This window comes from Flavobacterium sp. YO64, from assembly GCF_004119505.1.
In the GTDB taxonomy this organism is placed as follows: Bacteria; Bacteroidota; Bacteroidia; order Flavobacteriales; family Flavobacteriaceae; genus Flavobacterium; species Flavobacterium oncorhynchi.
Window position 1 is genome coordinate 116,303 of record NZ_NRQV01000013.1, and the last position, 23,174, is coordinate 139,476.

At 33.1% G+C, this 23,174-nt stretch carries 16 protein-coding genes; 6 read left to right on the forward strand and 10 right to left on the reverse strand.

Annotated elements, in window-relative coordinates; genetic code table 11:
- Positions 1-218: 218 nt before the first annotated feature.
- The 3 genes from gyrB (at position 219) to secDF (ending at position 6,408) form a co-directional block, all read left to right on the forward strand.
- Positions 219-2,159, forward strand: coding sequence for a DNA topoisomerase (ATP-hydrolyzing) subunit B (gyrB, locus tag BOW57_RS11490; protein WP_089055238.1), 1,941 nt, complete (start codon positions 219-221; stop codon positions 2,157-2,159).
- A gap of 109 nt (positions 2,160-2,268) precedes the next feature.
- Entirely contained in the window at positions 2,269-3,204 is a 936-nt protein-coding gene (gene mdh / locus BOW57_RS11495) for a malate dehydrogenase (protein ID WP_089055237.1), read from the forward strand.
- Positions 3,205-3,432: 228 nt separating this feature from the next.
- Positions 3,433-6,408: a protein translocase subunit SecDF gene (gene secDF, locus BOW57_RS11500; protein WP_129024225.1), complete on the forward strand. Its 2,976-nt coding sequence runs from the start codon at positions 3,433-3,435 to the stop codon at positions 6,406-6,408.
- A gap of 476 nt (positions 6,409-6,884) precedes the next feature.
- Here secDF and lgt read toward each other — a convergent pair whose 3' ends face one another.
- From lgt to BOW57_RS11525, 5 genes are all read right to left on the reverse strand, one after another.
- Positions 6,885-7,817, reverse strand: a complete 933-nt coding sequence (gene lgt, locus BOW57_RS11505; protein WP_129054387.1) for a prolipoprotein diacylglyceryl transferase — start codon at positions 7,815-7,817, stop codon at positions 6,885-6,887.
- Positions 7,818-7,881: 64 nt separating this feature from the next.
- Entirely contained in the window at positions 7,882-8,130 is a 249-nt protein-coding gene (gene yidD / locus BOW57_RS11510) for a membrane protein insertion efficiency factor YidD (protein ID WP_089055234.1), read from the reverse strand.
- Positions 8,131-8,226: 96 nt separating this feature from the next.
- A complete protein-coding gene (gene cysS / locus BOW57_RS11515) occupies positions 8,227-9,705 on the reverse strand; it encodes a cysteine--tRNA ligase (RefSeq protein ID WP_129054389.1) in 1,479 nt (492 codons plus the stop codon).
- A 133-nt stretch (positions 9,706-9,838) separates the two neighbouring features.
- Positions 9,839-10,510 carry a GTP cyclohydrolase I FolE gene (gene folE, locus BOW57_RS11520; RefSeq protein ID WP_089055232.1) on the reverse strand — a complete coding sequence of 224 codons (672 nt, stop codon included), beginning with the start codon at positions 10,508-10,510 and terminating at the stop codon, positions 9,839-9,841.
- A 204-nt stretch (positions 10,511-10,714) separates the two neighbouring features.
- Positions 10,715-11,911, reverse strand: a complete 1,197-nt coding sequence (locus BOW57_RS11525) for a pyridoxal phosphate-dependent aminotransferase (RefSeq protein WP_129054391.1) — start codon at positions 11,909-11,911, stop codon at positions 10,715-10,717.
- Positions 11,912-12,033: 122 nt separating this feature from the next.
- On the opposite strand from BOW57_RS11525, the gene BOW57_RS11530 reads away from it, so the two are divergent.
- Together BOW57_RS11530 and BOW57_RS11535 are read left to right on the forward strand one after the other, a co-directional pair.
- Positions 12,034-13,362 (forward strand): PDZ domain-containing protein, encoded by a 1,329-nt coding sequence (locus tag BOW57_RS11530; RefSeq protein ID WP_129054393.1) that lies wholly within the window; start codon positions 12,034-12,036, stop codon positions 13,360-13,362.
- 169 nt (positions 13,363-13,531) lie between these two features.
- Positions 13,532-14,029 (forward strand): hypothetical protein, encoded by a 498-nt coding sequence (locus BOW57_RS11535; RefSeq protein ID WP_129054395.1) that lies wholly within the window; start codon positions 13,532-13,534, stop codon positions 14,027-14,029.
- Between the two features lie 92 nt (positions 14,030-14,121).
- Here the strand turns inward: BOW57_RS11535 and BOW57_RS11540 are convergent, their stop codons facing one another.
- Complete coding sequence (locus BOW57_RS11540) at positions 14,122-14,502, reverse strand: DUF1573 domain-containing protein (RefSeq protein WP_089059823.1); 381 nt, start codon at positions 14,500-14,502, stop codon at positions 14,122-14,124.
- 263 nt (positions 14,503-14,765) lie between these two features.
- Between BOW57_RS11540 and BOW57_RS11545 the strand changes: the two genes are divergently transcribed.
- Positions 14,766-17,399: a valine--tRNA ligase gene (locus tag BOW57_RS11545; protein ID WP_129054397.1), complete on the forward strand. Its 2,634-nt coding sequence runs from the start codon at positions 14,766-14,768 to the stop codon at positions 17,397-17,399.
- A gap of 284 nt (positions 17,400-17,683) precedes the next feature.
- Here BOW57_RS11545 and BOW57_RS11550 read toward each other — a convergent pair whose 3' ends face one another.
- The 4 genes from BOW57_RS11550 to BOW57_RS11565 all read right to left on the reverse strand — a co-directional run bounded on the left by BOW57_RS11550 (position 17,684) and on the right by BOW57_RS11565 (position 23,133).
- Positions 17,684-18,307 (reverse strand): GyrI-like domain-containing protein, encoded by a 624-nt coding sequence (locus BOW57_RS11550; RefSeq protein WP_129054399.1) that lies wholly within the window; start codon positions 18,305-18,307, stop codon positions 17,684-17,686.
- A 68-nt stretch (positions 18,308-18,375) separates the two neighbouring features.
- Positions 18,376-19,689: an APC family permease gene (locus tag BOW57_RS11555; RefSeq protein ID WP_129054401.1), complete on the reverse strand. Its 1,314-nt coding sequence runs from the start codon at positions 19,687-19,689 to the stop codon at positions 18,376-18,378.
- A 199-nt stretch (positions 19,690-19,888) separates the two neighbouring features.
- A complete protein-coding gene (locus tag BOW57_RS11560) occupies positions 19,889-22,135 on the reverse strand; it encodes a TonB-dependent siderophore receptor (protein WP_089055222.1) in 2,247 nt (748 codons plus the stop codon).
- Between the two features lie 272 nt (positions 22,136-22,407).
- The gene (locus BOW57_RS11565) at positions 22,408-23,133 is read right to left on the reverse strand and encodes a DUF4198 domain-containing protein (RefSeq protein WP_129054403.1); all 726 of its coding nucleotides are present in this window, start codon (positions 23,131-23,133) and stop codon (positions 22,408-22,410) included.
- Positions 23,134-23,174 lie beyond the last annotated feature (41 nt).

Here is a 23,174-nt window from a genome sequence, read left to right on the forward strand (position 1 = left end):
GTTTGGAATTTGAAATATTGGGATTTGAAAAAATTGACGATTTTTTTGGTTTTATTTTTTTTAGCGGCTAAATTTTGGAATTTAGAAGTTATTTTTTGATTTTTTAAACAATTGTGTTGATAACTTAAGTGCTTTAAGTCGGAATTTTATGGGTATATAGTCCGCGTTTTTATATATTTGCGTGTTAGACAATAAATACATTTTTTAGAATAAATTATATGAGCGAAGAAATCAAGAAGAACAATTATTCAGCAGATAGTATTCAGGCATTAGAAGGAATGGAGCACGTAAGAATGCGTCCATCGATGTATATTGGAGATGTAGGGGTTCGAGGGCTGCACCATTTGGTTTATGAAGTTGTCGATAACTCAATTGATGAGGCGATGGGAGGACATTGTGATGCGATTAGTGTTGCAATAAACGAAGATGGTTCTGTAACAGTTGAGGATAACGGACGTGGTATTCCTGTTGATTTGCATAAAAAAGAAGGAGTTTCTGCACTAGAGGTTGTAATGACTAAAATTGGTGCCGGAGGTAAATTTGATAAAGATTCTTATAAGGTTTCTGGAGGTCTTCACGGTGTTGGGGTTTCTGTAGTAAACGCACTTTCGGTTCATATGAAATCGACAGTTTTTAGAGAAGGTAAAATTTACGAACAAGAATACGAAAGAGGAAAATCTTTATATCCAGTTAAACAAATAGGAGAAACTGAAAAAAGAGGTACACGTCAGACATTTTACCCTGATAATACCATTTTTACACAAACTACAGAGTTCTCTTATGATACTTTGTCAGCTCGTATGCGTGAGCTTTCTTTCTTGAATAAAGGAATCACAATTACGTTTACAGACAAAAGAGAAGTTGACGATAAAGGCGAGTTTAAAAGCGAAGTATTCCATTCTACAGAAGGACTTAAAGAATATATTCGTTATTTAGATGGTAATCGTGAGCCAATTATTTCTCACGTAATCAGCATGGATCACGATAAAGGTGAAATTCCAGTTGAGGTTGCCTTGATTTATAATACAAGTTATACAGAGAATATTTTTTCTTACGTAAATAATATTAATACACACGAAGGAGGAACTCACCTGCAAGGTTTTAGAAGTGGTTTAACAAGAACACTTAAAAAATATGCAGATGCTTCTGGAATGTTGGATAAATTGAAATTCGAAATCGCTGGAGATGACTTCCGTGAAGGATTAACAGCTATTATTTCGGTAAAAGTTGCTGAGCCTCAATTCGAAGGACAAACGAAAACAAAACTTGGAAATAGAGAAGTAGTTTCTCCAGTTTCTCAAGCTGTTGGAGAAATGTTAGAAAATTATTTGGAAGAAAATCCAAATGATGCAAAAGTAATTATTCAAAAAGTAATTTTAGCAGCTCAGGCACGTCACGCAGCGAAAAAAGCGCGTGAAATGGTACAGCGTAAAACTGTAATGGGAGGCGGTGGATTGCCAGGAAAATTATCTGACTGTTCAGAACAAGATCCAGCAAGATGTGAGGTTTATCTAGTCGAGGGAGATTCGGCTGGTGGAACAGCAAAACAAGGACGTGATCGTAACTTTCAGGCGATTTTACCATTACGTGGTAAAATCTTGAATGTGGAGAAAGCGATGCATCATAAAGTATTTGAAAACGAAGAGATTCGTAATATCTTTACAGCTTTAGGTGTTACAGTTGGAACTGCAGAAGACAGTAAAGCATTAAATCTTGAAAAACTAAGATACCACAAAGTAATTATCATGTGTGATGCCGATGTCGATGGTAGTCACATTTCTACCTTAATATTAACATTCTTCTTCCGTTTCATGAAAGAGCTTATTGAAGAAGGACACGTATATATTGCAGCACCACCTTTGTACTTAGTTAAAAAAGGACAAAAGAAAGAATATGCTTGGAATGATGTTCAGCGTGATCAGGCGAATGAAAGAATGGGAGGAAGTGCAGCTATCCAACGTTATAAAGGTCTTGGAGAGATGAACGCAGAGCAGTTATGGGAAACAACTATGGATCCAAACTTTAGAACATTGCGTCAAGTAACCATTGATAGTTTAGCTGAGGCTGATCGAGTTTTCTCAATGTTAATGGGTGATGAAGTACCGCCGCGTAGAGAATTTATCGAGAAAAATGCAGTTTACGCAAATATTGATGCATAATAAAACAGAATAGAACCTTCAATTCGTTTAATTGTTTAAATTTACTTAAACGATTAAACGAATTGTTGATTTATAAATAAACAGATTAATAACCGATAAAGTAAAAAATATGAAAGTTACTATTGTAGGAGCAGGAAATGTTGGAGCTACATGTGCAGATGTTATCTCGTATAGAGGAATCGCAAGTGAAGTAGTATTGTTGGATATTAAAGAAGGTTTTGCTGAGGGTAAAGCTTTGGATATTATGCAATGCGCCACTAATACTGGTTTTAATACCAAAGTATCTGGTGTAACCAATGACTATTCTAAAACTGCAGGAAGTGATGTAGTTGTAATTACGTCAGGAATTCCAAGAAAACCAGGGATGACCAGAGAAGAATTAATAGGTATAAATGCCGGAATTGTAAAAACAGTTGCTGAAAATGTATTAAAACATTCTCCAAATACCATAATAGTTGTAGTTTCAAATCCTATGGATACTATGACTTATTTAGCTTTAAAAGCAACAGGTTTGCCAAAGAATAGAATTATAGGTATGGGGGGTGCATTAGACAGCTCTCGTTTTAGAACTTATCTTTCTCTTGCTTTAGATAAACCTGCAAATGATGTTTCTGCTATGGTAATTGGCGGACACGGTGATACTACTATGATTCCATTAACGCGTTTAGCGTCTTATAACGGAATTCCTGTTTCACAATTTCTTTCAGAAGAAGTATTGCAAAAAGTTGCTGCCGATACAATGGTTGGAGGAGCAACTCTTACAGGACTTTTAGGAACATCAGCTTGGTATGCGCCGGGAGCTTCTGTAGCGTATTTAGTAGATAGTATTTTAAACGACCAGAAAAAAATGATTGCTTGTTCGGTCTTTGTAGAAGGCGAGTATGGGCAAAACGACATTTGTATAGGAGTTCCGTGTATAATTGGTAAAAATGGAGTTGAAGAGATTGTTGATATTAAATTAAATGATCAAGAGAAAGCTTTATTTGCTAAAAGTGCAGATGCGGTTCGCAGTATGAATGACGCTTTAAAGTCGATTTTAGTATAAAGAATTTGATAAAAAAAGGAAAAGGCTGCGCTTTTGCAGTCTTTTTTTTGAGATTAATTAATAAATAAATTGCTTAATCATTTCGAGAATTATATATTTGCTCGGTTTAAAAAAAATGTTGTAATTCGTGATCTCGATTTTTTAGTTTTAAAATCTCATGTCAGGGCTTATTTTTAGGGAATTTAGAACCAAAAACAAACAATAAAACATAATTAATTTTTAGTAATAATGCAGAATAAAGGACTTATTAAATTTTTCGCAATTCTATTTGCATTGGTAAGTATTTACCAACTATCATTCACTTTTGTGGCAAATAATGTCAAAAGTGAAGCTAAAGCTTTTGCAGGAGATAATCCTGATAAAGAGCTAAAATATTTAGATTCTATTGGTAAAGAAAAAGTTTTCAATCTTGGGTTTACGGATTTTACTTATAACGAAGTAAAAAACAAACAACTTAACAAAGGTCTTGACTTAGAAGGAGGAATCAACGTAATTCTTCAAATTTCTATTAAAGATGTTTTAAAAGGATTAGCAAACAACTCTAAAAATCCAGTATTTAATAAATCTTTAGCAGATGCAAGTGCAAATGTAGAAGGAAATAAGACCTATTTAAATAAATTTTTTGAAGCTTTTGAGGCAAATTCAAACGGAACTGTAAAGTTAGCTTCACCTGATATTTTTGCAAACAGAAGTTTACAAGGTGATGGCGGTGTTGATTTTCAAATGACAGATGCTCAAGTTCAAAAAGTAATCAAAAGAAAAGTTGATGAGTCTGTTGAAAGTGCTTACAAAGTATTAAGAGAGCGTATCGACAAATTTGGTGTAACACAACCAAATATTCAAAAATTAGGAGAAACAGGAAGAATCTTAGTAGAGCTTCCAGGTGCTAAAGATGTTGATAGAATTAAAAAATTATTAGGTGGAAAAGCTCAATTAGAGTTTTGGGAAACTTACAAAATCGAAGAAGTTGGTAACTTCTTAGTTGCTGCAAACGAAGCTTTAAAAAAGACTGAAGTTAAGAAGGTAGAAACTAAAGCAGTAGCTAAAGATTCATTGAATGCTTTATTAACAGATAATTCTAAAGATTCACTTGATACTAAAAAAGGAAACAATCCTTTATTTGATAAAATGATTGTTCAAGGTGGCGGTCCAGTTTTAGGATATTTTGCTACTAAAGATACTGCTGCTATCAATGGTTATTTTAAAAGACCAGAAATTAGAATTTTATTGGCTGCTGACCAACACAATGCAAAATTTGTTTGGAGCAAACCAACTACTATAAAAGATGCGAAAGCAAAAGATGTTGAAGCGGTAGAATTATACGCTTTAAAAGGAAACAGAGATAACGTTCCTGCGATGAGTGGTGGAGTTGTAACTGATGCAAAAGATACTTTTGACCAAATGGGTAAACCAGCTGTTTCTATGCAAATGAACAGTCAAGGTGCTAAAGTTTGGGAAGAATTAACAGGAAGAGCTTTTTCTCAAAAAGGTTATATTGCTATTGTTTTAGATAACATCGTTTATTCTGCGCCTGGTGTTACAAGTGGACCAATTGCTGGTGGAAGATCTGAAATTACAGGTTCTTTTGATGTTGCTGAAACTAAAGATTTAGCAAACGTATTAAATGCTGGTAAACTACCTGCGTCTGCAGACATTGTACAATCTACTGTAGTTGGACCATCTTTAGGTCAAGCGGCAATTGATGCTGGAACAATTTCAGCTGTATTAGGATTTTTATTAGTTTGTGTTTGGATGGTATTCTATTATGGTAAAGCAGGCTGGTATGCTAACTTAGCTTTATTATTAAACTTATTATTCTTATTCGGAATTATGGCAAGTTTTGGTTTTGTACTTACATTACCAGGTATTGCAGGTATCGTATTAACATTGGGTACTGCAGTAGATGCTAACATTATTATTTACGAAAGAGCAAAAGAAGAATTACGTGATGGTAAATCATTGTCTGAAGCTGTACTAGCTTCTTACGGATGGCACGGTGCAATGCGTTCTATTATCGATGCAAACGTTACACACGTTTTAACTGGAGCAATCTTGTTTATCTTTGGTACAGGACCAATTAAAGGTTTCGCTTTAACATTGCTTATTGGTATCGTAACTTCATTGTTTACGTCAATCTTTATTGCGAGAATTTTTATCGATAAAAACATTGCTGGAAAAGCTGATTTAACTTTCTGTACAAATATTACTAAAAACTGGTTTACTAATTTCCACTTTGACTTTATTAAAGTTAAAAAATTCACTTACATCTTCTCTTCAATTGTTGTAATTGTAAGTTTAACTTCTATCTTCTTTGTTAACGGGTTAGATGAAGGTGTTGATTTTGTTGGAGGAAGAACATTTCAAGTTAAATTTGAAAAACCAATCGATGCAACAGTAGTTTCAGATGAATTATCTACTGCTTTTGGAACTCCGGTTGAGGCTAAAATTTTAGGTGATGATGATCAATTGAAAATCACAACTAAATACAAAATTAAAGAAGATGGTGTAGCTATTGATGAAGAAGTAAATCAAAAATTATACGCTGCATTGCAAAAGTATTACCCAAACACTTCTTACGATAAATTCATCAACTCTTTTGATGGTAAGAAAATTGGAGTTTTACAAGCTTCTAAAGTTGGAGCATCTATCTCTGAAGATATTAAAACTAACTCATACTGGGCAGTTCTTGGTGCGATGGCAGTTATCTTCTTATACTTAATGGTTTCTTTCCGTAAATGGCAATATTCATTAGGTGCAATTGCAGCTGTAGCGCATGACGTTATCTTTGTATTAGGAGTTTACTCTTTATGCTACAAATTCATGCCTTTCCACATGGAAATGGATCAGCACTTTATTGCTGCGATTCTTACTGTAATTGGATACTCAATGAATGATACTGTAATTGTATTTGATAGAGTTAGAGAGTTCATCATCGGAAACCGTAAAGGTAGTTTCGAAGATATTGTAAACGCTTCTATTAATACTACATTATCAAGAACATTGAATACGTCATTAATGATGATCATTGTATTATTAACGATGTTTATCTTTGGTGGAGAATCTATCAGAGGATTTATCTTTGCAATGTTAATTGGTATTATTGTAGGAACATATTCTTCATTATTTATCGCAACTCCAGTATTGGTAGACACGATTTCAAATGATGAAAAACATACAATTGAAGACAAGCATAATAAAGCATAATTAATCGCTTAAATTATATTAAAAAAGATCCAGTGAAAACTGGATCTTTTTTTTGCCGCTCTAGGATATAACTTTAGTTTTAGGGAATTGTTTTTTGATGTTTACAGTGTTTAAAATTAAAAGATTGATCGTGACTTCTTCTTGTTCTTAATTGTGGATTACGAGGTAAGTTAGGATCTAGAGAATAGGTTTTATTAATGTGTTTTTGGTAAAAGTAATATGCTTTGCATTTAAGGTGTAAAAACAATAAGGTTTTGCTTTTGTAATTGTTTCTTTGTTTGCTTCTTCTTAGAAAAGGAAAGAAACTATAATTTGAGTATGACGTGAGTGTAGATGTATTTTGGATGCGAAGTATAGCAGAAATAAAACGAGTTGTAATAAAGAAATTTAGAGATTGGTTTCTGTGGCTGCTATAAACAAAAAGTCCAGTATTTATTAAATACTGGACTTTTTGTTATAAAATATTTTATGTTTAATTACGAAGCAGCTAAAGGATTTCTTTGTGCTCTAATAATGAAGAATAGACCAATTATGATAAAAGGTATGCTAAGCCATTGTCCTGTTGAGAAAAGGCCTAATTCGTTCTCAAAACCGCCTTGGCTTTCTTTTACAAATTCAACTATAAAACGTACAACGAATAAAAGGACTAAAAACAAACCGAATAAATATCCTGATTTAAGTCTTGCATTAGTTTTCCAGTACAAGAAAAATAAGATTGCAAATACAAATACATAACAAAATGCTTCGTACAATTGCGTTGGGTGCTTTGCAGGTACTTGTGCTAATAAATTGGCAAATTTTGGATCTGTTGCAATCGCAGTGTAAGCGTCTTTTGGATTTGCGATTTGTGTAGCGTTTACAGCTTCGCCTTTGCTGAATTGGTCGTGTAAAAAACGAATTCCAAAAGGAGATGTAGTTTCATGACCGATGATTTCAGAATTCATGAAGTTTCCTAAACGAACAAAAATAGCGCCGCTCGCAACTGGAATAACAACACGGTCTAAAATCCATAATAATGGACGTTTTAGAATCTTTTTGCTGTAATAGTACATGGCAATAATAATCGAAATTGCCGCACCGTGACTTGCTAAACCTTGAAATCCTGTAAACTCAAACTTAGGTTCAAATTTAACAGGTAAAAAGATTTCAAGTAAATGATTTCTAAAATATTCCCAATCGTAGAATAATACATGACCTAAACGTGCTCCAATTAAAGTAGCTAAAACAGTCCACACAAATAATGAATCTAGTTTGTCAATTGGTTCATTTTCGCGTTCGAAAATCTTTTTCATGATAAACCATCCTAAACCAAAAGCAATTACAAACATTAAACTGTAATAACGAATCATAAAGAATCCTAAATCTATTCCCTCTGAAGGATTCCAAATGATATTTAAGGCATGTGTCATATGTTAAGAGTTTTTGTTTTTTGTAAAAATAAATATTTAAAACAGAGTTAGTCTTTATTTAAAGTTAATGTTTATGCGAGCATTTTTTCTCAGGAACCGGGTCGTAACCTGATCTTCCCCATGGATGACAGCTTAAAATTCGTTTCATTCCTAAATATCCGCCATAAAACAATCCGTGCATTTGTAATGCCTGAATCATGTATGTAGAACACGTTGGTTCAAATCGGCATGCAGCAGGCGTAAAAGGCGATATCGCTGTTTGATAAAAGCGTACCAATAATACAAACGGATATATTAGAATTTTTGAAAACATATTTTTAGTAATCAATGATTATTAGTAATCAGTGATCAATATTTAGTAATCAGTTTAAATCTGAACACTTTAAACTGATTACTGAACACTTCGTTTTTAAATACTAAAAGAAGTACCTTCTTTTCCGTCCTTTAATTGAATCCCTAAGGCAATCAATTGATCACGAATTTGGTCAGAAAGAGCAAAATTCTTATCAGCACGAGCTTGATTTCTCATTCCGATAAGCATATTTACGGTACCTTCTAATTTGTCATTATTACCGTCAGCTCCTTTTTCATTACTTAAGCCTAAAACATCAAAAACAAAACCGTTAACAGTAGATGTTAATGTCTTTAAATCATCTTCAGAAATGGTTTCTTTTCCTTCTTTAAGTAAATTAATATATCGAACTGCTTCAAATAATTGTGCAATTAAAATAGGAGTGTTAAAATCGTCGTTCATTGCATCATAGCACAATTGTCTCCAAGAAGCAATATCTATTGAGCTTGTTATGCTGATTTTAATTTCTGACAAAGAATCAACAGCTTCCATTAATCTTTTGTATCCTTTTTCGGCAGCTACAATTGCATCATCAGAAAAGTCAAGAATGCTTCTATAATGTGCTTGTAACATGAAGAAACGTGTTACAGATGCTGAAAAAGGTTTGCTCAGAATGTTGTTTTCACCGCTTAAGATCTCACCAGGTAAAATGTTGTTTCCCGTAGATTTTGCCATTTTTTTACCATTTAAGGTAAGCATATTAGCATGCATCCAATAATTTACTGGTGACTGACCTGTGCAGGCTTCATTTTGAGCAATTTCACATTCGTGATGAGGGAATTTTAAATCCATTCCGCCGCCGTGAATGTCAAAGTGATTTCCAAGATATTTGGTACTCATTGCTGTACATTCTAAATGCCAGCCAGGAAAACCATCGCTCCAAGGCGAAGGCCATCTCATAATATGTTCTGGTTCTGCTTTTTTCCAAAGAGCAAAATCCTGTGGGTTTCTCTTATCTGACTGTCCATCAAGATCACGAGTATTAGCAAGCATATCTTCGATATTTCTGCCGCTTAAGATACCGTAATTGTTGGTTTCATTATATTTAACAACATCAAAATAAACAGATCCATTGGCTTCATAACCAATTCCTTTATCAATAATTTTCTTGATGATTTCAATCTGTTCAATTATGTGACCAGTTGCAGTTGGCTCAATACTTGGCGGTAAAAAGTTGAAAGCTTTTAGAATATTATGAAAATCAACAGTATATCGCTGTACAATTTCCATAGGTTCTAATTGCTCTAAACGTGCTTTTTTAGCAATTTTATCTTCGCCTTCATCAACATCATCTACAATATGACCGACATCAGTAATATTACGAACATAACGAACTTTGTAATCAAGATGTAGAAAATACCTGAAAATAACGTCAAAAGACATAAAAGTCCTTACGTTTCCTAAATGTACATTACTATAAACCGTTGGTCCGCAAACATACATTCCAACATTTCCTTCATGGATTGGTTTGAAATTTTCTTTTTCACCCGAAAGTGAATTGTATATTTTTAGTGGCTGCGTTGTATATAAAGGCATATTTTTTTGTTGTTGATTTTTTTTAGGAGCTATTCCTGCTGTCCGCTGTATCTTTTATGGTGAACCCCACCATAAAAGGATGTCGCTTCCATCAGGGCTAGACCATAAATATAATAGAAAATACTGTAAAAAATTAAAATTGTGTTTCTAACTTAATATAGTCTAAAAATTCTCTTTTCGTTTGAGGATCTTTGAATTTCCCACCAAATTCAGACGTTACAGTGCTGCTTTCGATGTCTTTGATTCCTCTTGAGTTTACGCAAAGATGTTTAGCATCAATAACGCAGGCAACATCTTCTGTTCCTAAAGCTTTTTGAAGTTCTTGAACAATCTGCATTGTTAAACGCTCTTGAACCTGAGGTCTTTTTGCATAATATTCAACAATACGATTCATTTTTGATAAACCAATAACTCTTCCGTTTGAAATATAAGCAACATGAGCGCGCCCTATAATTGGCAGTAAATGGTGTTCGCAAGTAGAGTAAACAGTTATGTTTTTCTCAACAAGCATTTCACCGTATTTGTAATTATTATCAAAAGTTGAAGCTTTTGGTTGTTTTGAAGGATTAAGACCTCCAAAAATTTCTTTTACAAACATTTTTGCAACTCGGTTTGGAGTACCTTTTATGCTGTCATCTGTCAAATCCATTCCAAGAGTTTGGAGAATGTTTTCAACATCTTTTTTAATTTTTTCTATTTTTTCGTCATCGCTTAAGTCGAAAGCATCCTCTCTTAGAGGGTTTTTTGCATTACTGCTGAAATGACTGTCACCTATTTCGTCTAAAAAATCTTCGTTGTTTATCATTAAAAACTACTATTATAATGGGTATATCTTTTTAAGGCGGTAAAGATAATTAATAAATGGGAAACCTTTTCTATGGTTTTTATTATTTAATCGATCCTTTTAAGATATAGTTTAAATAAAGACTAAATTGACACTGTATTAAAATATAAAAGACAATAACTTAGATGGTTATTGTCTTTTAATAAGGATTGTATTTTTATGATTTTATTTTTTGTTATAAACTAAAAGAGCTTCTTTTAGAATATTTACAGCAGTAATTAAATCTTTTTTATTTAGTACATAAGCTATTCTTACCTGATTCAATCCCATTCCCGGAGTAGAATAAAATCCGGCAGCGGGAGCAACCATAACAGTTTCGCCGTTTAAATCATAGCTTTCTAAAAGCCATTGAGCAAAATCATCGGCGTTGTCAATTGGCAATTGAGCAATGCAGTAAAAAGCACCTTTAGGTTTAGTTACAATTACACCCTCAATTTTATTTAATTCATTGATTAAAGTATCACGACGTTCCTTGTATTCAGAGATAACTTCGTCAAAATAACTTTGCGGAGTGTCAATCGCAGCTTCGCAGGCAATTTGTTCAATTGTTGGCGGACTTAAACGTGCCTGAGCAAATTTCATTACCGTTGCCAGTACTTCTTTGTTTTTAGTAACCAAACAGCCAATTCTTGCGCCGCACATACTGTAGCGTTTTGAAACGGAATCGACCATAATTACATTTTCCTGTACGTCTTCAAGATTCATTACAGAATAATGAATATCATCTCCATCGTATAAAAACTCACGATATACTTCGTCAGCAATTAAATAGAGATCGTATTTTTTAATTAAACTTGCTAATTGTTTAATTTCTGATTCTGAATATAAATATCCTGTTGGATTACCTGGGTTACAAATTAAAATTGCTTTCGTTTTTGGAGTAATCAACTTTTCAACTTCTTCGATACTTGGCAATGCAAATGCGGTTTCGATAGTCGAAACAAGCGGCACTACTGTTGCACTTGTAGAAGAAGCAAATGCATGATAATTAGCATAAAAAGGTTCTGGAATGATGATTTCATCTCCCGGATCTGTAATTGTGGCCAACGCAAACAATAAGGCTTCAGAACCACCAGTAGTTACAATGATGTCTTCTGAGTTAACGTTTACATTTTGGCGTTGGTAAAATTTTGCTAATTTTTTTCTGTAACTTTCATATCCAGCAGATGGGCTGTATTCTATAATAGTTCTGTCAATATTTTTTACCGCCTCGATGGCCACTTCGGGTGTCTTGATATCCGGTTGACCAATGTTTAAATGATACACTTTGTGTCCTTTTTGTTTTGCTAAATCAGCATAAGGAGCAAGCTTGCGTATCGGAGATTCGGGCATGTTTCTGCCTTTGTTAGAAATTGTTGGCATGAGATTTATTATTGAAGTGCAAATTTGCATTTTTTTTTCGAATTTAACGTAAACAATACAAGTACTTATGAAAATGTAACAATTATAAATATATTTAGTAATTTTATAATAAAATATTGTCAATGAAAAAATATATTATGTTGTTTTTTGGGTTATTCTTATCTTTTAACCTGCTGGCTCAAGATAATTTCATAATTCAAAACAATAGTAAAAAGGTAGTTGTTCCCTTTCAATTGATAAATAACCTCATTTTTATTCCGATTAAAGTAAACGGAATAGAACTTAATTTCCTTTTAGATTCCGGTGTTGAAGAAACTATTCTTTTCAGTATGGATGAAATGCAGGAAGTTAAATTTAATAATGTCCAGAAAATAAAACTTAGAGGACTTGGCGCCGAAGAGGAAATAGAAGGACTTAAATCAACCAATAATACATTAGAAACACATGGATTAAAATCAGAAAATCACATGTTGTATGTTATTTTAGATCAAGGTTTTAATTTGTCTTCGCATATTGGTATTCCTGTTAATGGAATTATTGGATATAAGTTTTTTAAAAACAACATTGTTGAAGTGAATTACGTAAGAAAGAAAATTACGGTTTACGACAACAAAAAAGAGATTCAAAAAAAGCTGGACACAAAATTTGAAGCAATTCCAATTACAATAGAAAGATCTAAACCCTATATTAATGCTTCGGCTGTTTTAGACAGCATTGATATTCCTGCGAAGCTGCTTATTGATATTGGCAATAGTGATGCTTTTTGGGTTTTTGAAAACAATAAAATTAAGCTTCCAGAAAAGAATTTTCCTGATTTTTTAGGAAAAGGATTTAGCGGAGATATTGAAGGTCATCGGGCTAGAATTAAGAGTTTTTCGATTGCCGATTTTAATTTTAAAAAACCAATTGTTGCTTTTCCTGATTCTACATCTATTCGAAATGTAAAGATGGTTCCAGGAAGAGTTGGATCCGTAGGCGGGGAGATTTTAAAAAGGTTTACTTTGGTAATGGATTATACAGACCGAAAGATATATCTTAAAAAGAACAATAAATTCGCCGAGCCTTTTACTTATAATAAAAGCGGAATTACTGTTCAGCATAATGGTTTGCAATGGGTTCAGGAAACAGTGCATCTAGAAACAGTTCAGCTTGCTTCGACAGTAAGTGATATCGAAAAAAATGAAAACGGCGGCGGCGGAAATTTTAGATATAAATTTTTACTGAAACCGGTTTTTGAGATTGTTAATATTCGGAAAAACTCGGCAGCTGAAAAGTGCGGACTTCAAAAAGGAGATATTATCATAAGTATTAATGGAGACAGACCTTATAAGTTTACGTTGCAGCAGATAAATCAACTTTTAAAATCAGAGGAAGATATATTTATTAATCTAGAAGTCGAGAGAAATAGTCTTGTTTTGAAGTTTCGATTTAGGCTCGAAGATGAGTTGTAATTTTACTTTTGTTAAAAAAAAGTATTTTAAATTTAAAACTTTAGACGAGGGTTTGGCTTAGAGGTTAATCCTTCATTTTAAAAGATGTTAAGTTTTAATTTTTACTGCAGACTATAAAATTAGTTTCTTTTTATTAATTTTATACAATAACCTTGATCAAATATTAAATATGAAAAATCTAGTTTTGCCTTGTCTGCTTGTAATCTGTATTGGATTTCAGAGCTGTAAAAATGAAGAAAAACAAAAAGAAGCCGAAGCTGCAAAAGCCGAAGGAGAAAAAGTTGTAAGTACTGAATGTTATAAAGCGATATACGAGAAAGATACCATAGATTTAAAATTGAATACTTTAAAAAACGGCAGATTATCAGGTGATATGATTATGAAAGTAGCTCCTTCGACCGTAAGAACTGGGGAAGTTGCTGGTGAATTTCACGGTGATACATTATTCGTAGATTATACTTTTAGAGATAATGTCAATAAAAATACGACATTCAAAAACCCAATGGCATTATTAAAACGAGACAAACAGCTTATTTTAGGAAATGGTACAATGCAGACGACAATGGGTGTAACTTATATAGTAAAAGACAAACCAATTGATTTTGAAAAAGTAAAATATAAATTCGAAATTGCAGAATGCGCTGAGAAAACAGAAAAGCAGCCATAATCTTGTCATTTCGACGAAGGAGACTTTATTCATCATAAAAAAAGCCGTTTCTAATTAAAGAAACGGCTTTTACTATTTTTAGGTATTATTTTTTATAAAACTTCTCCCTTAATTTTAAGGGCAACTCGGCCGTCAGGATAGTTCACTGCATTTGTTTCAACCGTAATTGTTTTACGAATAGGGCCGGAAACCATATTGTATTTAACATCGATTTTACCTTTTTTTCCTGGCATTACTGCAGCGGCAGGTTTAGTAACCACGATAGAACTAACTGTCGATTCTGCGCCAATAATTAAAAGCGGTGCATCGCCGGTATTAGTGAATTCAAAGGAGCGTACTCCATTATCACTTTTTGAAATTTTTCCATAATCAATCGTATTGTCTGAGGCTGCAAATTCAATCTTTGGGCCATTTTGTGCATAGCCTATTGCGCTAAACAATACGACTGCAATAAAAGAGGCAACATTTTTCATTTTGAAATTATTTTTAATTGTAAGTAAATATACATTCTTTTAATTAACACACAAATTAATAATTCGCTTTTTATAGTGTCTTTAATTATTTACTTTTGCTGTCAGTTATAATTACAAAAATTGAACCATTTTTTTGTTTAATTGTTTAAACGTTAATTCGTTTAATCGATTAATGGTCTGAAAATACTGGCTGCAAAATAAAACAGTTAAACAATTAAACGATTCAACAGTTAAAGAAATTAACGATTAAACAACCTATTTAAATGACAATTCCAGCACAATTTGACGCTAAGACGATTGAGAACAAATGGTATGAGTATTGGATGAAAAACAATTATTTTCATTCAGAACCAGATCATAGAACACCGTATACTATTGTAATTCCTCCTCCAAACGTCACTGGTGTCTTGCATATGGGACATATGTTGAATAATACTATTCAGGATGTTTTAATTCGTAGAGCACGTTTAAAAGGTTTCAACGCCTGCTGGGTTCCGGGAACGGATCACGCATCGATTGCTACTGAAGCAAAAGTTGTAGCTAAATTAAAAGCAGAAGGAATCAATAAAAATGATTTAACTCGTGAAGAATTCCTAAAACACGCTTGGGAATGGACAGATAAATACGGCGGAACAATCTTGGAGCAGCTTAAGAAATTAGGTGCTTCATGCGATTGGGAACGTACCAAATTTACAATGGATCCAGATATGTCAGCATCTGTAATTAAATCGTTTGTAGATTTATACAACAAAGGATTAATCTACAGAGGTTACCGAATGGTAAACTGGGATCCAGAAGCTAAAACAACACTTTCTGACGAAGAAGTTATTTACGAAGAACAACAAGGAAAATTATTTTTCTTAAAATATAAAATCGAAGATTCAGAAGATTTCTTGACGATTGCTACAACGCGTCCGGAAACTATTTTTGGAGATACTGCAATCTGTATCAACCCGAACGACGAGCGTTTTACTCATTTAAAAGGTAAAAAAGCTATCGTTCCAATTTGTGGCAGAGTAATTCCAATTATCGAAGACGAATATGTAGATGTTGAATTCGGAACAGGATGTTTGAAAGTAACACCTGCGCACGATATGAACGATAAAACGTTAGGAGAAAAGCATAATCTTGAAATCGTTGATGTTTTTAATGAAGATGCTACATTAAACAGCTTCGGATTACATTATCAAGGAAAAGATCGTTTTGTAGTTCGTAAAGAAATCGCGGAAGAATTAGAAGAAATTGGAGCTTTGGCAAAAACCGAAATCCATTTAAATAAAGTTGGAACTTCTGAAAGAACCAAAGCCGTAATCGAACCAAGATTATCCGATCAATGGTTTTTGAAAATGGAAGATTTAGTAAAACCAGCGATTAAATCAGTTTTAGTTGATGGTGATATTAAGTTACACCCAAAACGTTTCGAAAATACTTACGCACATTGGTTAAACAATATTCGTGATTGGAATATTTCTCGTCAATTATGGTGGGGACAGCAAATCCCGGCTTACTATTACGGAGACGGAAAAGAAGATTTCGTAGTAGCAGAAAACATTGAAGATGCTTTAGTTTTAGCTAAAGAAAGAACATCTAACAACTCACTTACAACATCTGACTTAAAACAAGATGTTGATGCGTTAGATACCTGGTTTTCATCTTGGCTTTGGCCGATGTCAGTTTTTGGCGGAATCATGGATCCGGAAAGTGCAGATTATAAATATTACTATCCAACAAACGACTTGGTTACAGGTCCGGATATTTTATTTTTCTGGGTTGCAAGAATGATTATTGCAGGTTACGAATATGCAGGTGAAAAACCATTTACAAACGTATATTTAACAGGTTTAGTTCGTGATAAACAACGTCGTAAAATGTCTAAATCATTAGGGAATTCTCCTGATCCTTTAGATTTGATCGATGCTTTTGGAGCTGATGGAGTTCGTGTAGGATTGCTTTTAAGTGCTTCTGCAGGAAATGATATTATGTTTGATGAAGAATTATGTAATCAAGGAAAAGGTTTTTCTAATAAAATTTGGAATGCCTTTAAATTGATCAAAGGTTGGGAAGTTTCAGAATCAATCGCACAACCAGAATCATCAAAAGTAGCAATCGAATGGTACGAAGCGAAGTTGCAACAAACGTTAGTTGATATTGAAGATAATTTTGAGAAATACAGAATTTCAGATGCATTAATGGCAATTTATAAATTGGTTTGGGATGATTTCTGTTCTTGGTTCTTAGAAATGATCAAACCAGCTTACCAACAGCCAATTGACAGCGTAACTTTCGCGAAAGCGATCGAAATGCTAGAAAGTAACTTGAAGTTATTGCATCCTTTTATGCCTTTCTTGACGGAAGAAATTTGGCAGTTAATTGCTGAAAGAACTCCTGAAGAAGCTTTAATCGTTTCGACTTGGCCAGAATTAAAACCTTTTGATGCTAAATTAGTTGCTGATTTTGAAAATTCAATTGAAGTAATTTCTGGAATTAGAACTATTCGTAAAGACAAAAATATTCCATTTAAAGACAGTATCGAATTAAAAGGAATTAACAGCGAAAATGTTTCTACTTATTTTGATTCAGTTATAACGAAATTAGGAAACGTTTCTGCTTTTGAATATGTATCTGAAAAAGTGGATGGCGCTTTGTCTTTCCGTGTAAAATCAAATGAATATTTCATTCCAATTACAGGAAATATTGATGTTGAAGCAGAAATTGCAAAATTGACAGAAGAATTAAACTATACAAAAGGATTCTTGAAATCTGTAGAAGCGAAACTTTCAAACGAAAAATTCGTAAACGGAGCTCCAGAAAAAGTCCTAAACATAGAGAAACAAAAACAAGCCGATGCTTTAGCAAAAATTGCTACAATCGAGCAGAGTTTGGCTGGTTTGAAATAAGAATCAGAGTTACTTTTTGAATATAAAAGCTGCCCATTTGGGCAGCTTTTTTTGTGTTTTGTCATTTCGACTGAAAGGAGAAATCACACACGTAAATTCGTTTCGAAAGTCGTCAATCTTTGTTGAGCTTCTTGTGTGATTTCTCCTTTCAGTCGAAATGACAAACTTTGTAATAATCAAACTTTGTCGAGCTACTTGTAGAGATTACAAGTTCTTCTGGATGAAAAGATTGGGTTATAATCTGATTGCAAATAATTCGTGTAATTCGTGGCTATCAAAAAAAGTCATTTTACACGTTCTCTTAATAAAGTCTTTAATTTCTCGGGAGCAGTTTTGCGAAAGTCTGATAAATAGATTTCATGGTGTAATCCATTTTGCTGCAGATTGTTTTCGATGCTAAACTCTTGGATTTTCTTTAAAGTCTGCGGTTCATCTTCAAAAGGTCCAATATGAAGAATCTGAATGACTTTACCTTCTGCCATTTCATAAAATTCAATAGACTTCGCTAATTCTATTTGTTTTTTATTGACAGCAGTATTGATAGCTTTTACAGTTTGCTTTTTAGTTACAAAATCCGGCATTCTAATCATAATTCGATAATTCCACTCTGATCGAGGTATTTTTAGCGGTGCTTCATCCATCGAAATGGCAGCGTATTTTTCAGTATCAAAACTCCATAAAGCTTCTAGTTTTGGAACAACAAAATCATTGTTTACAGCTTTAAGCATGAATTTGAGAATATAAGCGGTACCATATAAAGCCTGAATTTTTTCTGAAAATTCTTTTCCTGAAGGATCTCCCTTTCCTGTAATTGATATATAATTTGTTTTTTCTATTTGAAGTATTTCAGGGCTCGTTTTAGCTTTGTAATATATCTTGTCCGTTTTTGTTAGATCTAGTTTGCTCATCTTTTTTATTTTTATAGAACAAATTAAATCACATTGAGTGACAGCAGTATGTCAGCAGAAATATTGCTTTATAATTTTTTTCTCAAAATTAAAAATAAAGGATATGAAATTGCAGTAATTCCTAAAATGATTATAAAGCTTTTAGGATCGCTGTAAATAAATCCTATTAATAAAGCAATTGAGATTATAATCGCAATTATCGTTGTCCACGGATACCAAAAAGAACGGTAAGGTCGTGGAAGATCAGGTTCTTGAGTTCTTAATTTTAAAAGTGAAAAATAAGCCAATCCCCAAACAATAATCGAGATAAAAGCGGCGAAGGAAAACAACACTTCAAATGAGCCGATGCATATTAAAAATAAACTGAAAAGTGATGAAACTAAAAGCGCAACAATAGGAGTTCCGCCTTTGTTTACTTGTGTTCCTTTTTCAATAAAAAATCCGTCACGACTTAGTCCGTAAAGGATTCTTGGCGGAATCATCATAAAAGCATTCAGAATACTGATTAAAGAAAAAATGGAAATTATCGTAACGATAAGAGCGCCGTTTTCTCCAAAAAGAATTTTAGCAACATCGGCAGCAGCGAGATTTGATTTGGCTAAAGTTTCTATTGGCAGAACATGAAAAAATGCTGCATTTACCAAAACATAAATTGACATAACAAGTAAAACACCGCTGTATAATGATCTAGGAATGTTTTTGCTTGGATCATCATTTTCTTCAGCAAAAAAGCAAACGCTGTTCCAGCCATTGTAAGTACCAATGATAAGTTGTAAAGATTTGAAGAAACCAAAGATTAACCCAATTTGAAAAAAAGAACTATCTGTTTTTATCGGTGTAGTTTCAATGCCAGAATACATAAAGCAGGCCACTACTAAAGCAACAAAACAGATCACTTTAAGTAAGCTTGTAATCTGCTGAATAACACTTCCGTTTTTTACGCCGCTCAAGTGTATTAATACAAAAGCAAGCAGTAATGAAATTGCCATTATTGTGGCGTAATTTGTAAGTTCAGGAAATAGAATAATAATATATTCGCTGATGACAATACAATAAAAAGCGGGCGGAATAACATTGGTAATATAATCGAACCATCCAGACAAAAAACCTGCATATTCTCCAAAAGCTCTTTTAATATAATTATAAGAACCGCCGGCTTTTGGTAACATAGTAGCAAGTTCTGCATACGAATTGGCACCCAATAAAACATATAAACCTCCAAAAAGCCATGAAGCAATTATAAGCCAGTAATTACTTAGCATTTCGGCAATTGTTCCAGGTGTTCGTAAAATACCAACTCCAATAGTTCCTCCAATTAACACTGCTATATTAAAACTTAGACCTAAACTTTTCTGCAATTGATTTTTCTTGAAATCTGACATATTTGGATTTTTTGTTTTTTGGAATGTGAGGTATCTGCTCAGCAAAAGTAATACAATTAGAATATTTCCTTTTATTGAAATAAAAAACCTTATCTATCGCTAGATAAGGTTTGTGTATTAAAAAACCAAAACTCTTTCTGTTTTTCAAAAAATGAAAAGGCAGAAAAAGCTTTGGTTCATTATAATCTAATTCAAATTTTTAGAACTTGTAACGTAAACTTGTCATAATTTGACGTGGTGCGATTGGATTCACACTATAGTTTTCGTGAACTGTATAATTCAACTCATTTGTTATGTTTGATAATTTACATAAAATTGAGATTTTTCTCCAAGTATATCCAGCAGACACATCAATTGTAGTGTAACCTTCTAAAGGAATTTCTCTGTCGTTTATAGTTTGTACTCCAGTTTTAGGATCAATTACAACTAAATTGTTCCATCCTCCAATTCTCTTACCAATGTAATTTCCGATTGCTCCAAAAGAAACACCTTTTAATAAACCATCTTGAAGCGTGTAAAAGAAGCTTAAGTTTGCAGTGTTTGCAGGAGTTCTAGCCAAACGGTCACCTTCAATAAAACTACCGTTTAAACCTGAAGTTTTGCTGTAACGCATATCATTGTAGCTGTATCCAGCAATAATGTTTAAACCGTCAACTGGTCTTGCTGTAACATCAATTTCAATACCTTTACTTTTAGTCTCACCACTTAATACTTTTACATTTGTATCCGTATTAGGAGTTCCGTCAGCTTTAAATTCAGCAGTTTGAGCTAAATTACTGTTTGTGATTTGATAAAGTGTAACGTTTGTACTTAATAAACCTCTCCAGAAATCTTTTTTAATACCTACCTCATATTGGTCAATAATAGATGGTTTGATAGCTTCACCATCAACAGTTGTTCCTGTATTTGGCGTAAATGAGTTCGCATAACTTGCAAATAATGAAGTGTTTTTTGTAGGCTGATAAACTAAACCAACTTTAGGCGAAAAAGCAGCATCTGTTAATTTTTGTCCTTTAGTTATCGTAGCTTTTGTATAATCAGTTGTTTCAGCTTGAGTTTCTTGCCATGACCAACGTAATCCCGCTAAAACTTTAAATTGCTCTGAAATAGAAATTAAATCCTGAGCATAAATTCCAAAACGGTTTGAATCCGTATTTACAAGTCTTGTAGCATTTGCATTTGGAATATCCATGCGCTGTCCATCATAAGTAAGATCGTAAATGTTTACACGGTCGTATGCATTAACAATGTATTTTCCTTTAGCATCTTTTACCGCTTTTTCGTCAAAAGCATAAGTATAAGCTTGAGTGAATGAGTTTTCTAAATCAACACCTGTAAAAATTTGGTGTTTAACTTTTCCAGTATGAAAAATTCCTTGTAAGCTTAATTGCTCACCAATGATTTGCTCAAAGTTTTGATTTTGTCCTAATGGGCGAATATAATCACCATTTACATAATTTGGAATTGTTGTGTCGATAGATACACGCTCAGTTCCTTTAGAAGTTCTTTTGTAATTTTGGAATGACGTATTGAAATTAAGTTTCCAGTTGTCATTAAAATTATGGTTAACTAAAGCCGAAACACTAGTTTGATTCGTTTTTCCGTAAGACCAAAGTGCTCCTAAATATTTGTTTCTTGGTACATCAGCAATTTCTTTTCCAATTATTCCCGTTCCAAAATCTGGAGTCCAGTCGTAGCTTAAATAATCACCTTGAAGTGTAATTTGAGTTTTATCGCTCAACTTAAATAAAAACGATGGATTTAAGTAGTAACGCTCATTTTTTACAACATCTCTAAAACTCTCTGAGTTTTCGTAAGAACCTGTAAAACGGTAAGCAATATAACTATTTAAAGGTCCGTAAATATCAATAGAAGGTTTGTAGTAAGAGAAACTTCCTATTTGCATAGAAACTTCACCGCCTTTAGTAAATTGAGGAGTTTTAGTTACCATGTTTAAAATTCCACCTGGAGCAACGTTTCCGTATAATAAAGCAGCACTACCTTTTAAAAATTCTACTTTTTCTAATGAAGAAACTTCCGGCATAGATCCGCTGCTAAAACGGAATCCGTTTTTAAACATATTGTTTGCACCCATATCGTAACCTCTTGAAAAGAATGATTCTTGAGCACCACCACGAGCAGAACCTACATAAACACCGTTCATGTTTTTAACAACTTCACTCAATCTAATAGCTTGCTGTTGTGCAATGATATCGCTTCCGATAATTTGAACACTTTGAGGCAAGTCCATTACTTTAATACCAGAACGAGCGGCTTCAATAGGTTTTTTAGGTTTATTAGTTGTTATTAAAACTTCATTAAGAATTTCTCCTTTTTTATTTTTTACCGTATCATTAAGAGTTGTGGTATTGTCGGCACTTGAATAATCTTGACTATAAGACGCTAAACTAATCAAGGATAAAGCGAGTAGTAAGTTATATTTCATTTTACTTATTTAGATTTAATAAAAATAATTTTTTGCAAATATAAGACTGCATAAAGCCTTTAACAAAATTTTTAGAGGTGTTTTATCGCTTAAATTATTCTTAGTTTTATCTTAAGATTTGCTTAAGATGTTTTAATGTTAGTTTAATTTTATTATAAGGTTGTTCTAATGTTATTTTAATGTTGGCGGTTTAGCACTAAAAAAACCTTGCTCAGAAGAGCAAGGTTTCATGAAGATTAACTTCGTGATTTAATCTAAAAAAAGATTGAAAATTATTTGACCGTGATTAAGTAAGTAGCCATTTTCCAGATTTCATCGTATTTTTTGCCATTGTGTTCACCAGCAGCTTTTTCAGTATAAGCAAATTCTACCATATAATTTCCAGACCAGATTGGCGTAAACGAAAACTCACCTTTATCATTTGTCCATAATTCTTTTTCCCAGCCATTTGGAGCGATAACTTTTATTTTTTGCTCCTTTGCAGCTGTACCATCATATAAAGCCACACCATTTATTTTTGCGTCCTTTTTTGTACTATCAGCATTTTCGCTAAATACACTGATTACATTTTTGTTGGCAGAAGCAGAATTTCCAGCAGTTTTGTTTCCAACCACAACAGTTGCGCTAGAATTATAATCAAGAACCATAGTTCCGTAAACATCTTTTACCTTATGATGCATTGCAACAGTATAAACTCCGTCTTCATCAGGAGTAAAAAAGGCTTGATATTTATTGTCTAAAGCTTTTGCAGTAAGTTTTGTTTCTTTTTTTGAAGGAGAAACCAATACTAAACTGAAATCTTTTAAATCAGAAAACCATTTGTCAGCTTTTGTAATGTCATTATCTGAAAATTCTCCAAAGTAAACCGAGATTTCTTGTGCTTTTCCTTTTGTTCCAGCAGCTTTAGTTTCAATCCAAAGTGCGTGTGCAAAAAGTTGAGGCGCTGCAAAGAATGTTAAAAATAAAAATGTTATTGTTTTTAAAGTATTTGATTTCATATGATCAAGATTAATTTGTTAAGTATGATAATGGTACAAAC

Bases quoted from the DNA above. Each gene is read 5' to 3' on its own strand.
- gyrB (WP_089055238.1), top strand. From the start codon at position 219: ATGAGCGAAGAAATCAAGAAGAACAATTATTCAGCAGATAGTATTCAG.
- mdh (WP_089055237.1), top strand. From the start codon at position 2,269: ATGAAAGTTACTATTGTAGGAGCAGGAAATGTTGGAGCTACATGTGCA.
- secDF (WP_129024225.1), top strand. From the start codon at position 3,433: ATGCAGAATAAAGGACTTATTAAATTTTTCGCAATTCTATTTGCATTG.
- lgt (WP_129054387.1), bottom strand. From the start codon at position 7,817: ATGACACATGCCTTAAATATCATTTGGAATCCTTCAGAGGGAATAGAT.
- yidD (WP_089055234.1), bottom strand. From the start codon at position 8,130: ATGTTTTCAAAAATTCTAATATATCCGTTTGTATTATTGGTACGCTTT.
- cysS (WP_129054389.1), bottom strand. From the start codon at position 9,705: ATGCCTTTATATACAACGCAGCCACTAAAAATATACAATTCACTTTCG.
- folE (WP_089055232.1), bottom strand. From the start codon at position 10,510: ATGATAAACAACGAAGATTTTTTAGACGAAATAGGTGACAGTCATTTC.
- BOW57_RS11525 (WP_129054391.1), bottom strand. From the start codon at position 11,911: ATGCCAACAATTTCTAACAAAGGCAGAAACATGCCCGAATCTCCGATA.
- BOW57_RS11530 (WP_129054393.1), top strand. From the start codon at position 12,034: ATGAAAAAATATATTATGTTGTTTTTTGGGTTATTCTTATCTTTTAAC.
- BOW57_RS11535 (WP_129054395.1), top strand. From the start codon at position 13,532: ATGAAAAATCTAGTTTTGCCTTGTCTGCTTGTAATCTGTATTGGATTT.
- BOW57_RS11540 (WP_089059823.1), bottom strand. From the start codon at position 14,502: ATGAAAAATGTTGCCTCTTTTATTGCAGTCGTATTGTTTAGCGCAATA.
- BOW57_RS11545 (WP_129054397.1), top strand. From the start codon at position 14,766: ATGACAATTCCAGCACAATTTGACGCTAAGACGATTGAGAACAAATGG.
- BOW57_RS11550 (WP_129054399.1), bottom strand. From the start codon at position 18,307: ATGAGCAAACTAGATCTAACAAAAACGGACAAGATATATTACAAAGCT.
- BOW57_RS11555 (WP_129054401.1), bottom strand. From the start codon at position 19,689: ATGTCAGATTTCAAGAAAAATCAATTGCAGAAAAGTTTAGGTCTAAGT.
- BOW57_RS11560 (WP_089055222.1), bottom strand. From the start codon at position 22,135: ATGAAATATAACTTACTACTCGCTTTATCCTTGATTAGTTTAGCGTCT.
- BOW57_RS11565 (WP_129054403.1), bottom strand. From the start codon at position 23,133: ATGAAATCAAATACTTTAAAAACAATAACATTTTTATTTTTAACATTC.